13 protein-coding genes are annotated in these 15,698 nt (G+C 39.0%); 10 read left to right on the top strand and 3 right to left on the bottom strand.

From position 1 onward, the window contains the following. Positions 1 to 97 precede the first annotated feature (97 nt). Entirely contained in the window at positions 98 to 940 is an 843-nt protein-coding gene (locus tag CFY84_RS03125; protein WP_088822735.1) for a universal stress protein, read from the top strand. A 115-nt stretch (positions 941 to 1,055) separates the two neighbouring features. Here the strand turns inward: CFY84_RS03125 and CFY84_RS03120 are convergent, their stop codons facing one another. Next, positions 1,056 to 1,721 carry an O-methyltransferase gene (locus CFY84_RS03120; protein WP_088822734.1) on the bottom strand — a complete coding sequence of 222 codons (666 nt, stop codon included), beginning with the start codon at positions 1,719 to 1,721 and terminating at the stop codon, positions 1,056 to 1,058. A 355-nt stretch (positions 1,722 to 2,076) separates the two neighbouring features. On the opposite strand from CFY84_RS03120, the gene CFY84_RS03115 reads away from it, so the two are divergent. Together CFY84_RS03115 and CFY84_RS03110 are read left to right on the top strand one after the other, a co-directional pair. Continuing rightward, a complete protein-coding gene (locus CFY84_RS03115; protein ID WP_088822733.1) occupies positions 2,077 to 5,016 on the top strand; it encodes an insulinase family protein in 2,940 nt (979 codons plus the stop codon). Positions 5,017 to 5,083: 67 nt separating this feature from the next. Continuing rightward, on the top strand, positions 5,084 to 6,199 hold the full coding sequence (locus CFY84_RS03110; protein ID WP_088822732.1) for a phospholipase A: 1,116 nt from the start codon (positions 5,084 to 5,086) through the stop codon (positions 6,197 to 6,199). Positions 6,200 to 6,248: 49 nt separating this feature from the next. On the opposite strand, the gene ilvA is transcribed toward CFY84_RS03110, so the two are convergent. Continuing rightward, positions 6,249 to 7,775: a threonine ammonia-lyase, biosynthetic gene (ilvA, locus tag CFY84_RS03105; protein WP_088822731.1), complete on the bottom strand. Its 1,527-nt coding sequence runs from the start codon at positions 7,773 to 7,775 to the stop codon at positions 6,249 to 6,251. 116 nt (positions 7,776 to 7,891) lie between these two features. Here ilvA and rpiA point away from each other — a divergent pair, with 116 nt between their 5' ends. The 7 genes from rpiA (at position 7,892) to CFY84_RS03070 (ending at position 14,296) form a co-directional block, all read left to right on the top strand. After that, the gene (rpiA, locus tag CFY84_RS03100; RefSeq protein ID WP_088822730.1) at positions 7,892 to 8,566 is read left to right on the top strand and encodes a ribose-5-phosphate isomerase RpiA; all 675 of its coding nucleotides are present in this window, start codon (positions 7,892 to 7,894) and stop codon (positions 8,564 to 8,566) included. Next, positions 8,566 to 9,252: a M48 family metallopeptidase gene (locus CFY84_RS03095; protein WP_088822729.1), complete on the top strand. Its 687-nt coding sequence runs from the start codon at positions 8,566 to 8,568 to the stop codon at positions 9,250 to 9,252. The genes rpiA and CFY84_RS03095 overlap by 1 nt, the downstream gene beginning before the upstream one ends. Before the next feature lie 105 nt (positions 9,253 to 9,357). Then, positions 9,358 to 10,407, top strand: coding sequence for an N-acetyl-gamma-glutamyl-phosphate reductase (gene argC, locus CFY84_RS03090; protein WP_088822728.1), 1,050 nt, complete (start codon positions 9,358 to 9,360; stop codon positions 10,405 to 10,407). 56 nt (positions 10,408 to 10,463) lie between these two features. Further along, positions 10,464 to 11,216 carry a DUF6776 family protein gene (locus tag CFY84_RS03085; RefSeq protein WP_171289022.1) on the top strand — a complete coding sequence of 251 codons (753 nt, stop codon included), beginning with the start codon at positions 10,464 to 10,466 and terminating at the stop codon, positions 11,214 to 11,216. A gap of 17 nt (positions 11,217 to 11,233) precedes the next feature. Continuing rightward, positions 11,234 to 11,644 (top strand): ATP-dependent Clp protease adapter ClpS, encoded by a 411-nt coding sequence (gene clpS, locus CFY84_RS03080; protein WP_088822727.1) that lies wholly within the window; start codon positions 11,234 to 11,236, stop codon positions 11,642 to 11,644. A 9-nt stretch (positions 11,645 to 11,653) separates the two neighbouring features. Then, complete coding sequence (gene clpA, locus CFY84_RS03075; RefSeq protein WP_088822726.1) at positions 11,654 to 13,930, top strand: ATP-dependent Clp protease ATP-binding subunit ClpA; 2,277 nt, start codon at positions 11,654 to 11,656, stop codon at positions 13,928 to 13,930. Positions 13,931 to 14,098: 168 nt separating this feature from the next. Continuing rightward, complete coding sequence (locus CFY84_RS03070) at positions 14,099 to 14,296, top strand: hypothetical protein (protein WP_088822725.1); 198 nt, start codon at positions 14,099 to 14,101, stop codon at positions 14,294 to 14,296. Between the two features lie 61 nt (positions 14,297 to 14,357). On the opposite strand, the gene CFY84_RS03065 is transcribed toward CFY84_RS03070, so the two are convergent. Continuing rightward, on the bottom strand, positions 14,358 to 15,662 hold the full coding sequence (locus CFY84_RS03065) for an MFS transporter (protein WP_088822724.1): 1,305 nt from the start codon (positions 15,660 to 15,662) through the stop codon (positions 14,358 to 14,360). Positions 15,663 to 15,698: the final 36 nt, after the last annotated feature.

The following is a 15,698-nucleotide window of genomic DNA, read 5'->3' as shown; positions in this document are numbered from 1 at the left end:
CGAGGCAAAATAAAAATAGTTGCAGAGTTTTCAACTTGTGTTAAGTTAAAAAATAGAACTAGACCTAGAGTGAAACAAAACTCAAGAGAGAGGCCCAATGAAACGTGTTATTGCTTGTATTGATTCATCCCCTTGCGTCAATGCAATTGCTGAAGCTGCTGCTTGGATTGCTAAAACAACGCATCGCGAGTTGGTTTTATTGCAAGTTTTAGATTATTACTCATCAAGTTATCACTTAGGTGAAATTAGTGGTGTGATTGGTTTTGAAAGTAATTCAATGCTTTTAAAAGAGCTTGCTGAGCTTGAACAAAAACAAAGTGCAGTTGCAATCGATTATAGTAATAATTTATTGAAACATATTACTGAGCAAATCAAAGAAAAACACGGTATTGAAGCGTCAATTTTACAAGAAAAAGGCGACTTTCTTGAACAAAGCCTAGCGGTCTTGAAAGAAGATGATATTGCGTTAATTGGTAAAGTGGGTGAAAGTGCTGCTGAAAAGAATAAAGATTTAGGCGGTAATGTCGAAAAATTTATTCGTGGCGCCAACTGTACTGTCATGACAGTGAGTGATCATTTTAAGCCACCAACCCGTTTTATTTTTGCTTATGAAGATTCACCATTATGTAAACGTATGATGGAAGGAATTGCAGAGAGTGATTTATTTAAACATCTGCAATGTCATTTACTTTATATCGGTGATCAACCTGACGTATTACAAGAACCAGAAGCGTACTTAAGAGAGCATGGTTTTGATGTAGTCGTTGAAAACCGCCAAGGTAATGTGGCTCAAAATATTATTGACTACCAAAAAGAGCATGAAATTCAATTTGTAATTTTAGGTGCATTTAGCCAAAGCCGCTTGCATCAGTTCTTCTTAGGTAGTATTACAACAACGGTATACCGTGAAATTAATGTACCGATCATTGTTGTAAAATAAAATTGCTTCAATACAAAGTTATCCGCATATTCTGTGGATAACTTTGTGTGTAACTATAGTTAATCTATTTAAGATATTGAATTAAAATAATAAAACTTAAGAGTACACTTTTTGATTACTTGACAATCGCGATCGCAAATCCATCATGACCTTTGCTGCCAACAGTTTGTAATGCAGTACATGAAGCAATTCTTTCATGGTTTTTCAATGCTTCAAATGTCTGACGAATACCTGTAATGCTTGGTTTGTGATTGTGAGGATCTAAAATATCACCGTTACGAATAACATTGTCTAATACAATGATGCTCCCTGAACGTGAAAACTTTAATGTTAATTCTAAATATTCAGGGTAACTGCCTTTATCTGCATCAATAAAGATGAAATCAAATGGTGCAGTATCTACAGGCAATGCATTTAATACATCTGCAGCCATCCCCATTTTTAAGTCAATGTGTGTATCAATGTGTGCTTGTTCGATATTGGCTTTAGCAACTAAAGCATGACTTTCACGACCTTCAATGGTCAGTAAATAGCCATCTTGAGGTAGTCCTTTGGCCAGCCAAATGGTGCTGTAACCTGCAAATGTACCCAATTCAAGTACACGCTTACAGCGATTCATTTGAATCAGCATTTGAAGCAACATGCCTTGATTCGGTGCCACAGCCAAATGATTGGATAAACCATGCTGATTTGTATTGTCAATAATTTGATCTAATGCTGGATCGCTAGGAAGAAGATGGGATTCAATATAATGATCTAAATCGGACCACAAGGTTTGCATGGCTTATATGACTCAACGGTTGAAATTAGGTGAATTGTATACATTTCTTGCCTGAGTGCAATTTATCCTGTGATTTTATCCATGTAAGCAGGGTGGTCTTGTCTAATATTGCTGCTGAAAATAACAGCAATTCAATTTTAATGAGCCATTTTATCTGCTTTAAATACATGGTGGTCTTTGCTGATCTTAACTGAATCAGGCAATATAGGAATCTTGTCATCTAGCAATGTATGTTATTAGATGTTGCATCAACTGTGTAATAAAAGTGTTATACATACCTGTTTTATGATGAAATAAAAAACTTTATATCGTTATAATACTGAAATTTAGTCCATATTTTGAGTGAGAAATTGATATGCCTGTAGACGTGATCGAAACACATTCTCAGCCCACACACCCTGCATTTGAGTTGATCCGTCAACAGCATGTAGATGCATTAGATGTGCTTGTTTTAGAATATCGTCATAAGGTCACGGGTGCAGTACATTATCATTTGGCAAGCCATCATGAAGAAAATGTTTTTTTAGTGGCATTTCGTACTCAACCTATGAATTCTAAAGGCACGGCGCATATTTTAGAACACACGGTTCTTTGTGGTTCAAAACGTTTTCCTGTACGTGATCCCTTCTTTTTAATGATTCGTCGTTCATTAAATACATTTATGAATGCCTTTACTGCCGCAGATTGGACGGCATACCCGTTTGCAACTCAAAATAAAAAAGATTTTTATAATTTATTGTCTGTGTATTTAGATGCTGCTTTTGCTGCCAATATCAATCCATTAGATTTTGCCCAAGAAGGCATTCGTGTTGAGTTAGAAGACGGTCAACCTGTATTTAAAGGTGTGGTTTTTAATGAAATGAAAGGGGCAATGAGTGCACCTACAGACCAATTATACCACCGTTTAGCACATCATCTATTTCCTGAAACCACTTATCATTACAACTCAGGTGGCGAACCCAAAGATATTCCTGATTTAACTCATGAAGAATTGGTACAGTTTTATCAAAAACATTACCATCCAAGTAATGCCGTCTTCATGACGTTTGGAAATATCCCTGTGCATGATTTACATACGCAGATTGAAGAGCAAGCATTGTCTGAATTTAGTGCAGGCGAAACAATTTACTCAGTTCCTGAACAGCGCTTAACTGCGCCTGTAGATGTGGTTGAGCAGTATGCTGTAGATCAAGCCGATCTTGCAGATAAAACTTACCATGTCTTGTCATGGTTATTACCACAGTCAAGTGATATTAAAACACGCCTTGGTATGCGTTTGGTTGAAGGTATTTTACTTGAAAATTCAGCATCACCATTACGTAAATATTTAGAAACTTGTGATTATGCGGAATCATCAGGACCATTTATGGGAGTTGATGACAGCAACTTTGAAATGACATTTTTCTGTGGTGTACAAGGTTCAAATGCTGAACATGCTGATACATTCAAACAGGGTGTGCTTGAGGTGTTAGCCGATGTGGCTGCGAAACCTATTGATCCTGCATTCATCGACTCGATTTTACATCAAATTGAATTGCATCAGCGTGAAGTGAGTGGTGATGGAACGCCTTACGGTCTAAGTTTAATCATGAATGGTATGGGAAGCGCAATTCATCACAGTGATCCAATTGATGTATGGGATGTTAATCATGCCATTGCACTGATTAAAGAAGAGCTTAAAGATCCACATTGGTTGCAATCTTTAATCCAAACTCATTTATTAGACAACCCACATCGTGTTTTGTTGACCTTAGTGCCTGATGCTGAGCTGACGGCTAAAAACCAGCAGGCAGAGCAAGATCGTTTAAATCAAATTGCAGCCGATTTAACAGCAGAAGCTCAAGCAGAAATTGAAAAAAATACGGTGGCATTGCAAGAAAGACAAGCGACAGAAGATGATTTATCAATTTTACCTAAAGTTGGTCTAGACGATGTACCGCCAGCTTTAAAAATTGCAGAAGGTGTCACACAAACGATTCATCATAATGGTCAAGCCACACCGCTTCATGTCTATCATGCAGGAACCAATGGGCTGTATTACCAACAAGTTGTGATTGATATTCCACATGATGTGGTGCAATCGCCTTACTTCACTCTATTAAGTGTATTGATGGGAGAAGTGGGTGCAGGCGAATATGATTATCTTGAGTTGCAACAGCAACAAACCGCTGTGAGCGGTGGGTTAGGCATGGGAGCATCATTACGTAGTGGTTTAAATGATAAACAAGAGATTAGTGCTTTTCTGACTTTGACCACCAAGTCATTGGTAAACAATCATGCAGCGATTGATTTATTAAAGCTTGCATTTGCTGAAATTCGTTTTGATGAAAAAAATCGTATTTTAGAATTATTGCAAGAGCGTAAAACTCGTTGGAGTGCGCGTATTAGTGGTTCAGGGCATAGTTATGCCATGCAAATTGCTTCACGTCATATGAGCAGTTTGGCGACTCGAGATTATTTCAATACAGGTTTAGGGGCACTAAATTGGTTAAACCAATTAATTCGTGATATTGAATCTGATGAACATGCCTATACAGACTTTATTACTGAAATGAAGCGAGTTCATGTAGCATTGTTGGCAGCACCAAAGCAGTTTTTATTGGTGTCTGAAGAACAGCAAAGCTTGGAATTAATTGAAAAAATCAGTCAAACTTGGCAGCAAGTGACAGTGCCTCAACAGATTGACGCGTTAAAAGTCGTACCACGTCATGACGTTGCAGGTGATCAAGCATGGCTGATCCAAACCAATGTTCAGTTTTGTGCGCTTGCTTATCCTGCGGTTGAGGCAACCCATCCTGATGCAGTATCGCTCATGGTATTGGCAGGCTATTTAAGAAATGGCTTCTTGCACAGCGCATTACGTGAAAAAGGTGGTGCTTATGGTGGTGGTGCAGCGTATGATGGCAACGCATGTGCATTTAGATTTTTCAGTTATCGTGACCCGCGTTTAACTGAAACTTTTGCAGATTTTCAAGCCAGCATTCAGTGGTTGCTGAATCAACCACAAAAGCCGTATCAGCTTGAAGAAGCAATTTTAGGATTAGTGGCATCCATGGATCGCCCAGGTTCACCTGCAGGTGAAGCCATTACAGCGTGTTATTCAAAATTGCATCAAAGAACGCCTGAGTTTAGAAATGAAATGCGCTCACGTATTTTATCCGTAACCTTTGATGATCTAACACGTGTTGCAACAACGTATTTACTTGAAGGTCAGCCAACCAAAGGTGTGGTTGCTCCTTTTGCAAAACGTGAAGAATTGGAAAAATTAGGCTTTGATGTTCAAACGCTGAACTAAGTGAACGAGAAAATAAACCATGTGGCATAGACCAATTAAACACGTAATCACGGCAATCAGTGTGCCTATGGGTGCACTATTATGCTGTAGCGTGTCTTATGCTGCGCAAGGTGATGCTGTTGCTACAGCATCACCTGTTAGCGGTAAAGCATGTACAGGCATTGTGTCTAATGCAGATCGTTTAGCATGTTATGATCAATATTATAATGTGCTTGCGCAGAAACAGGTGGCACAAGCGACCGAGCAAAAAACTGAAATTGCGGCAACAGAGGCAGCCCAAGTTAAAGCTGCACCTGACTCAATTACAGGCAAGCTCAAAAGATCATTAAATTTTATTTATTCAACAGATGTAAATAAAAAACTATCACCTTTAGATTCGATGTTAGACAGCCGTTGGGAGTTGTCTGAACAAAGTAAATTGGGTACATGGAATATTCGTGGTTATAAACCTGTGTATGTCTTGCCTGCATTTTGGACCAGCAATAAAAACTCAACACCGTATAGTCCAAACCCTGATAATGTTGTGCCATATCAAAATTTAAATTCCACAGAACTTAAATTTCAATTGTCATTAAAAACCAAAGCATTGGAAAATATATTTGGCAATAATGGCGACTTATGGGTCGGCTATACCCAAGCGTCGCATTGGCAGGCATATAATTCAGCAGAGTCAAGCCCGTTTCGTGAAAGCAGTTATGAGCCTGAAGCCAGTTTAATGTTCAGGACCAATTATCAATTGCTCGGTTTAAATGGTCGCTTACTTGGTGTGACCGTTAACCATCAATCCAATGGGCAATCAGATCCGTTTTCACGCAGTTGGAATCGAGTAATGCTGAATATTGGTTTGGAGCGTGATAACTTTGCTGTGATTTTACGACCTTGGTATCGTATTCCTGAAAGTGCAAGTGATGACAATAATCCTGACATTAAAAATTATATTGGACGAGGCGACTTAACTGCGTTTTATAAATATAAAGAGCATAATTTTTCATTGATGCTGCGTCATACGCTAAAAGGTGGAGATAACTCTCGCGGGGCAATGCAATTTGATTGGACATTTCCGATTAAAGGCAACTTACGTGGACAATTACAATACTTTAATGGGTATGGCGAAAGCTTGATTGATTATAATCACCGTGCCAATTATATAGGTATTGGGGTATCTTTACTCGATTGGTATTAATCCAATATGATTAAAAAAGGCAGGTTAAACCTGCCTTTTTATTTTTCAATTATTTTAAAAAACGCTGAAACGCAAGATTGTTGGTTACTTCTTGGTAAGGATAGTCAATATTTTTCAATTGCGCTGTAATCTGATCTGTTTCGTTTAGATCTGCTTCTAATCCGACCAAGACACGACCTTCCGCAGCACCATGATTACGGTAGTGAAATAATGTAATGTTATGGGCTGGACCTAAACGCTCTAAAAAGGTGAGTAATGCACCTGGTTTTTCAGGGAATTCGACACGAAATAAACGCTCATTTTTTTCACAATGTCCGCCTATTAAATATCGAATATGGAGCTTTGCAACTTCATCGTCAGAGAGATCTTCAACATCATAATGTGTTTGCAAGGTATGGAAAATGGCATGGCGCTCTTGTTCGCCACCTTTTAAGCTCACGCCTGCAAAGACTTGTGCGGTTGCTTGACCACTTGAACGGTAGTTGAATTCTGTCAAATTTTTGCCTTCTAACGCACGGCAAAAGTTTAAGAATGCACCTTTTTGCTCAGGTAAGGTAACAGCAAAAATAGCTTCACGCTGTTCACCATATTCTGTACGTTCTGCAATATAGCGTAAGCGGTCAAAATTCATATTGGCACCACAAACGATTGAAACAAAATTCTTGTTTTCAATCCCATGCTGCTTAATATATTTTTTAATGCCTGCCAATGCCATTGCGCCCGATGGTTCTACAATACTGCGTGTGTCATCATAAGTATCTTTAATGGCAGCACAAATTTCATCTGTATTGACGATGACAACATTTTTATCAACGATAGGCGAGCCATCTTGTTTGGTCATATTCAAAATTTGAAACGGTAGGTCACCAATTCGAGCAACTGCTGTACCATCTGCAAATAAACCGACATGCGGTAAAGTCACACGTTCATTATGGTCAAAGGCGGCTTTTAAGCATGCAGACTCTTCATATTCGACTGGAATTATCTTCACATGTGGTGCAATTTCTGCAAAGTAGGCTGCGACTCCTGAAATTAAACCACCACCACCCACCGCGACAAAGATATAATCTACTTCGCGCCATTGACGGTGAATTTCATTTGCAATCGTGCCTTGACCTGCAATGACCAATTCATCATCATACGGCGGAATATAAATTAAACCTTCATTTTCTGCACGTGCAATGGCATATCGATTGGCAATGTCAAATGAGTCGCCATGTAATACAACTTGACCACCTAAGCGTTTAACCGCTTGGACTTTGATATCAGGTGTTGTCGTTGGCATCACAATAATGGCTGGAATACCAAGTTTTTGACCTGACAACGCAACGCCTTGTGCATGATTGCCAGCAGAAGCACAGATGACACCTGCTTGTAATTGTTCTTTAGGAATTTGGCTAATACGGTTATATGCACCGCGTAGCTTAAATGAAAAAACAGGTTGTAGGTCTTCACGTTTAAAACGAATGTTGTTGTTAATTTTTTGACTAATTCGTGGCGCTGCTTCGAGAGGGGATTCTATGGCAACGTCATAAACGGTTGCTTGTAAAATGTGTCTGACCAAACGAAACAACATGGTTATCTTCCATCTAACAGTTTAAAATAATGCGTGATTGTAGCAAACACTGTATATGATTGGGTTTAATAATCAACTTAAATCTTTTTTTAACCAGCAAAATGAAGTGACTTTTTATGAGTTTATATGCAAATCAAGATGCCAAAAAGCAAGCTGCAGCAGAGGCTGCTTTAAAACACCTACCATATGGTGGAATTTTGGGCGTGGGTACAGGCAGTACAGTAAACTTTTTAATTGATTTACTTCCACAGCTTGAATTAGAAGCTGCTGTTGCCAGCTCAGAAGCCACAGCACAACGCTTAAAAAAACTTGGTATCGAAGTGATTGATATGAATCAAGTGTCGGGTTTAGATGCTTATGTCGATGGCGCAGATGAAATTGACCGCCACTTGCATATGATTAAAGGTGGTGGTGCAGCATTAACCCGTGAAAAAATTGTTGCTTCAATTGCAAAGAAATTTGTCTGTATTGTTGATGATTCAAAGTGGGTTGATCAATTGGGTCTTGATTTTCCATTACCAATTGAAGTCATTCCAATGGCACGTTCAGCAGTAGCACGTAAAATTGTGGCTTTAGGCGGAGACCCTGCATATAGAGAAGGTGTGGTAACAGACAATGGCAATGTGATTTTAGATATTCATCATTTAAATATTTTAAATGCTTTAGAGATTGAAAAAACCATTAATAATATTCCAGGTGTTGTTACCAATGGTATTTTTGCCATTAACAAAGCAGATATTGCAATTGTGGCAACCAACCAAGGTATTGAAGAGCGTCTTTCAGTTCTATAATGACTGAGCTACCTGAGTTTAAAATAAAACGACATGCACGCGCGAGACATTTACGTGTGCGTGTCTATTTAGATCATATTGATGTGCTTGTACCTGCGCGATGTGCTCAGCGTGAGGTTAAACAATTTATTGATCAGTCAATGGGTTGGATTGTATCAACGTGGCAGCAAAAAAAGCAGCATATGCTAAGCCAAGCACAGCGCCCAAGTTGTTTGTTGTTATTCAATTCAGAGCTTCCGATACAGGTACACTACCAAGCACAGAAAAAATTATTTGTCTTTTCTGAGCAAGCACATACAGTGTATTTAAATGAAGAACATGCAACTTTAGGATTGCTTCATTTTATTTTAGCCTATGCAAAACAACATTTGCCCCATGTTTTACAGCAGATGTCACAGCAAATTGGAATTGAGTATCAACACAGTCAAATCCGATTCGCTAAAAGCAGATGGGGAAGCTGTAATACTCAGCATAAAATTATGTTGAATGCGGCATTGGTATTGGTTCCAATGACCTTGGTCCGTTATGTCTGCATACATGAATTAGCACATGTACAACATTTTAATCACAGCGCACAGTTTTGGTCTTTGGTGGGTACATTTGATCATGAATTTATGCAGCACAAGCAGCAGTTACAGCAATTTGAGTGGCCATATTGGTTGTTAACGCAACTCAATTATGTATAAAAATCCATTAAATTTCAGCAAATATAAAATTGCAGTTTAGAAAAAATGTGCTTCCTGTCATAATAGAAAAATTATAGTCATGACCAATATTTGAGGTAACTTATAGTGATTTCAGTCGGCATTGTAGGCGGTACAGGATATACAGGCGTTGAGCTACTTCGAATTTTATTACGTCATCCTGATGTGACAGTAACCACGCTGACGTCACGAACCGAAGCAGGTAAGCCAATTGCAAACTTATTCCCAAGTTTACGTGGACAGACTGAATTAACATTTTCAGATTTAGATATTGAAGAATTAAAACAATGTGATGTGGTGTTTTTTGCAACGCCACATGGTGTTGCTATGAAGCATGCCGAAGCATTGGTGGCAGCAAACACTAAAGTAATTGATTTAGCAGCTGATTTTCGTATACAAAATCTTGATGTCTTTGAAAAGTGGTATGGCTTAAAGCACACATGTCCTGAGTTGCTTCAACAGTCTGTATATGGCTTGTCTGAATTACGCCGTGAACAAATCAAGCATGCAAGTGTTGTAGGTAATCCGGGTTGTTATCCAACCACAGTACAACTTGGACTAGCGCCTCTATTGCAACAAGCAGGCTTAATTGTCCCTGAACGTATTTTAATTGATGCTAAATCAGGTGTATCAGGTGCAGGACGTAAAGCTGAATTAAGTTTAGTCTATAGTGAAAATGCAGATAACTTTAAAGCCTATGGGGTTGCAGGTCACCGTCATCATCCTGAAATTGTTGAGGCATTAGGTGTGATTGCTGCAGATACAACAGCATCTTTTGACAATATCATTTTTGTTCCACATTTGGTGCCAATGATCCGTGGCATGCTCAGTACAATTTATGTTGATTTAACGGACAAAGGGGCAGCTTTAGACATCCAAGCATTATATGAAATGTTTTATGCTGATGAGTATTTTGTGGATGTGATGCCACAAGGCAGTGTGCCTGATACGCGTAGCGTGCGTGGTTCAAATATGCTGCGTATGTCCCTGACCAAAATACAGCCGAATAAGCTTGTGATTGTAGTGGTTCAAGACAATTTGGTGAAAGGTGCTGCAGGTCAGGCTGTTCAAAACATGAACATTATGTGCGGTTTAAGCGAAAACTTAGGTTTAACGGGTATTGCTTTATTACCATAAGCGAACAAGGTATGATTTTGTTTAATGGACATGATCATGAATATTGAGAATAAAAAATGACAGATAAATCGCTTGAGGATGCATCTAAGCCGATGAGCAAAACTGCCAAACCCAACTTTATTCAAGCACATAAATATCTTGTGTTAGGTAGCCTTGTTTTGTTTGTCGGGGGAATTGCACTTGGTTATTCTGTTGGTCATCGGCAAGGTTTAACTGTTGCAGGCTACAGTGCTGATGCTGAAGAGTTAATGGGTGTTGTTCAGAAACAAAAAGAAACTTTGAGTTCTTTAAATAAGAGCTTTAATATAGCAACACAAGAGCGTGATGTTGCGGTGACTAACACAAGTCATCTCACACATGCGCTCACTGAAAGTAAAGCCGATTTATCCATTGCACAAACGCAAAATCAAATTTACCGTACCACGCTAAAACAGCGTGGTGGTATTGCTCTAACTGTACAAAATTTAAGTGTTCGACCAATCACAGAAGATGCTTTTGAATATCAGCTTGACTTACTTCAAGTGAGTCCAAGTCAGCGACCTGCTGTAGGCACAGTTGAATTGCGCTTAATTCGTTCAGGTGAAACTTTAGTTATTCCGATGGAAGACAATCGTTATAACTTTGAAAACTTTGAGCGTTTAACAGGGCGCTGGACCATGCCAAAAGGTTTTGTACCGCAATTTATTGAGGTGCGTGTGAATGGCGGTTTAACTGAAATTAAACGCTTTAATTGGTTACGTGGTCAACCTATATCAACCCCACCTGCATTTGTTTCCGATGTGCCTCAAGCTGAGGCAAAAACCCAATAGATATGAAATCAAATTTTATGCGTAGTTCAACCAAAAAAGTGAATCTAAATGAGCTAAAAGCGTCATTTGGCAACACAGGCTATACCGATTGGCATATTCAACTCTCTGATCAATCAAGTGATCAGCATGATGAGGGAGATTTAGATGTCAAAGTGGCACCGCCTGAACTAAAACGTCCGCCGTTATATATCGTCTTTTTATTAAATGACGACTATACGCCGATGGATGTTGTTATTGAAATTTTACAACTATTTTTTGCAATGAATCTTGACCAAGCCACCGAAGTAATGCTAACTGTACATTATGAAGGAAAAGGCGTCGCTGGTGTTTATCCAAGAGATATTGCTGAGACAAAAGCGAATCAAGTCAATAATTATGCTCGGTCTCAAGGTCATCCGTTACTTTGTCAGATTGAGCCAAAACAATAAGGTGATGATATGCTCAGTCGTCAATTAGAGGTGTCTTTACGTTTAGCCGTAAGCATGGCTCGACAAAAAAGACACGAATTTCTTACCGTTGAACACTTACTGCTTGCATTGTTAGACAATGACTCTGCTGTCAATGCCTTAAAAGCATGCGGTGCAGATATTATTGTCTTGAGAAAAGAGCTTGAAGAGTATGTTGAACAACATACACCAAAATTGGGTGAGCACAGCGAACAAGCTCCGCACCCAACGGAAAGCTTTGATCGCATTTTGCAGCGTGCTATTTTCCATGTGCAATCGAGTGGCGGTGATCGCACAGTAGAAGGCGCAGATGTCTTAGTGGCGATGTACTCAGAACGTGATGCATTTGCTGTATATCTATTAAAACGCCATCAGATTAACCGCTTGACTTTGACCCAATATCTAGCGCATGGCGGTGCAAAAAATCAATCGCAAGATGATGCATCTGATGACAATGATGTTGAAGCCAATGGCAAAGAAACCACGGACAGTGCGCTTGAGCTATATACTTCAAATTTGAATGTTGAAGCAAGTAAAGGCAAAACAGATCCACTGATCGGTCGTGAAAAAGAAATTGAGCGTACAGCGCAAATTCTATGCCGTCGCCGTAAAAACAATCCATTATTGGTTGGTGATCCAGGTGTGGGTAAAACTTCAATTGCAGAAGGTCTTGCATGGTTAATTGTCAATGGCAAAGCGCCTAAACCACTTGCAGATGCAGAAATCTATAGCTTAGATATTGGTGCATTGGTGGCAGGAACCAAATATCGTGGTGATTTTGAAAAACGCTTAAAGCACTTACTGAATGCATTAAAGAAAAATCCCAATGCAATTCTGTTTATTGATGAAATTCATATGATTATTGGTGCAGGTTCAAGTATGGGCAGCACCATGGATGCATCAAACTTAATTAAGCCTGCATTATCTAATGGCACATTACGATGCATTGGTTCAACAACATTCCAAGAGCACCGTCAAGTCTTTGAAAAAGATCATGCTTTATCGCGTCGTTTCCAAAAAATCGATGTGAATGAGCCAAGTATCAGTGAAACTGTTGAAATTTTACAGGGTCTTAAAAATCGCTTTGAAGAGTTTCATGGTGTTGAATATGATGACCAAGCTCTAAATGTGGCTGTCGAACTGTCTGCTAAGTTTATTAATGATCGCTTTTTACCTGATAAAGCCATTGATGTGATTGATGAAGCAGGTGCGCAGCGTCGTTTGCAAACAGAAGAGAAGAAGACACGGATTACTGTTGAGAATATTGAAGATATTATTGCAAAAATTGCACGTATTCCACCAAAAACAGTATCAAAAGATGATAAGTCTGTACTTCAGCATCTTGATCGTGACTTAAAACGCGTGGTGTTTGGTCAAGATGAGGCCATTGCTGCGTTATCATCCGCGATTAAACTATCACGCGCAGGATTAAAGTCACCGAATAAACCAATTGGTAGTTTTGTATTTGCAGGCCCAACAGGGGTCGGTAAAACAGAAGTCACCAAACAACTTGCTAAATTGCTCGGTTTAGAGCTGATTCGTTTTGATATGTCGGAGTATATGGAGCGCCATGCTGTATCACGTTTAATTGGTGCACCTCCAGGCTATGTGGGTTTTGATCAAGGTGGTTTGCTGACAGATGCGGTGCATAAAAATCCGCATAGCGTGTTATTGCTTGATGAAATTGAGAAAGCACACCCTGATGTATTTAATCTGCTGTTACAAATCATGGATCATGGTTCATTAACAGACAACAATGGGCGTAAATCAGATTTTCGTAATGTGATCTTGGTATTAACCACCAATATTGGTGCAGAAAGTATTACTCGTTCAAGTATTGGCTTTACTGAACAAGACCATAGCAATGACAATCAAGATGCAATGAAAAAAGCCTTTGCACCTGAGTTCCGTAACCGTTTAGATGCGACTGTACAATTTAAAGCATTACCATTTAGCATTGTTGAATCAGTGATTGATAAATTCTTAACAGAATTACAAGCGCAGTTAGATGATAAGAAAGTTGTACTTGATGTGGACGAAAGTGCACGTCAATGGATGGCGAAAAATGGTTATGACCAATTGATGGGCGCACGTCCAATGCAGCGTCTGATTCAAGAGCACTTGAAAAAGCCATTGGCAGAAATGATTCTATTTGGTGAATTGGCAGCGCAAGGTGGTAATGTTGCTGTATCTGTGAAAAAAGAAAATGGTAAGGAAGTGGGCTTGGAATTAAACGTGTTCCAAGACCAAACTGCAGAACCTGCTTAATTTAATATTAAACAGGTCAAATACGGCGTATATGATGATATACGCCGTTTAATTTAATTAAATATATCTTTAAAAATAATTATATATATATAATGAACTTGGTTTAACGCTTATTTGAGCGATCATAAATCTTTTATATTAAGCAAATATTTGCCAAATGGAGAGCATGTGAGCAACTTAATTGTAGAATTGTTAGCACCAATAGAAATAAAAAAAGAAGGGTATCCTACGATTTCTTACGCCAAAGGCGTATTATTCAAAATCATCCATACATCAACCAGTCGTTATTTAGTCAAAGCAGATGATGGTTTTACCTTTACATTGTCTAGAGAAGACGAAGATATTACATGGAGGCAAATTGATTAGTATTATTTTTCACTGTGGTGTAAGCACATAAAATAGCGCTTACACCACCACATGGTTTTAATTAGATTTGCTGATTCACATCTACTTTTTTAGTTTCTTGTAAAAACATAAATGCAATTAAAGAAATGATTGCAGCCGCTGATAAATAATACCCTACAGCAGCAATGCTATATTGTTGCGCAAGATGACTTGCAATTAATGGGGCAAATGAAGCGCCCAAAATTCCTGCCAAATTAAACGCCAAAGCAGAGCCTGTATAACGCACAGATGTTGGAAAAATTTCTGACAAAACAGTACCAATAGGACCATAACTGAGTCCCATAATCGATAAACCAATACATAAAAACATTAAAATATGAAGTGGCTCATTGGCAATAAAGAAATATTGAAAAAACAATCCAAATACTGCAGCCAACACACAAATTGCAATTGATGTGGTTCGTCGACCTAATTTTTCGGCAAGAATAGCCGATACAGGAATAAATAGCGCAAAACAACCGGTTGCGATCAGTTGCATCTTTAAGAAATCACTACGGCTATAGTGTAAAGCAGTGGTTCCCCAATTCAATGCAAATACAGTCATCAAATAAAACAAAACAAAAGTACAAATTGCACCAATCGTACCTAACAACAATGTTTTAGAATGACGCACAAATACTTCTTTAAAGGGGATATTAGCTTCTTTTTGTTTATCAAGTACGCGTTGAAAAGCAGGTGTTTCGTGTAGCTTTAAACGAATATATAAACCTAAAAAGACCAAGAGAGAACTTGCAATGAAGGGAATACGCCAGCCCCATTGTAAAAACTGCTCATTTGACATGACTGCGCCAAGCAACAAGAAAGAGCCTGTTGCTAAAATAAAACCTAAGGGCGCGCCAAGTTGTGGGAACATTCCATACCATGCACGTTGACCTGGAGGTGCGTTTTCAGTGGCAAGCAATATTGCACCACTCCATTCACCACCTAAACCAAGCCCTTGTCCTAAACGGCAGAGGATGAGCAATAAAGGCGCAATAATGCCAATATGTTCATAAGTTGGGAGTAGACCAATACAGACTGTAGACAGCCCCATCAGCAATAAGGCAGCCACTAATGTGGATTTACGTCCTATTCGATCGCCTAAGTGACCAAATACAGCAGCACCCACAGGGCGAGCAATAAAGGCAACTGCAAACACAGCCAATGATTGAAGCGTTGCAGCACCACCACTACTTGATGGAAAAAACAGGTGAGGAAAGACCAACACAGCAGCTGTGGCATAGATATAAAAATCAAAAAACTCGATTGTTGTACCCACGAGGCTCGCAAATAAAACACGAACTTTAGAATTAGGTGGTGTTGTGGTTTGAGGTTCAGAATGGGCCATATGAATCAGCACTTATATCAATAATAAAAGGGGCGG

The sequence above is a fragment of the Acinetobacter apis genome (assembly GCF_900197575.1).
Lineage (GTDB): Bacteria > Pseudomonadota > Gammaproteobacteria > Pseudomonadales > Moraxellaceae > Acinetobacter > Acinetobacter apis.
This window is presented reverse-complemented; position numbering and strand designations above follow the sequence as displayed.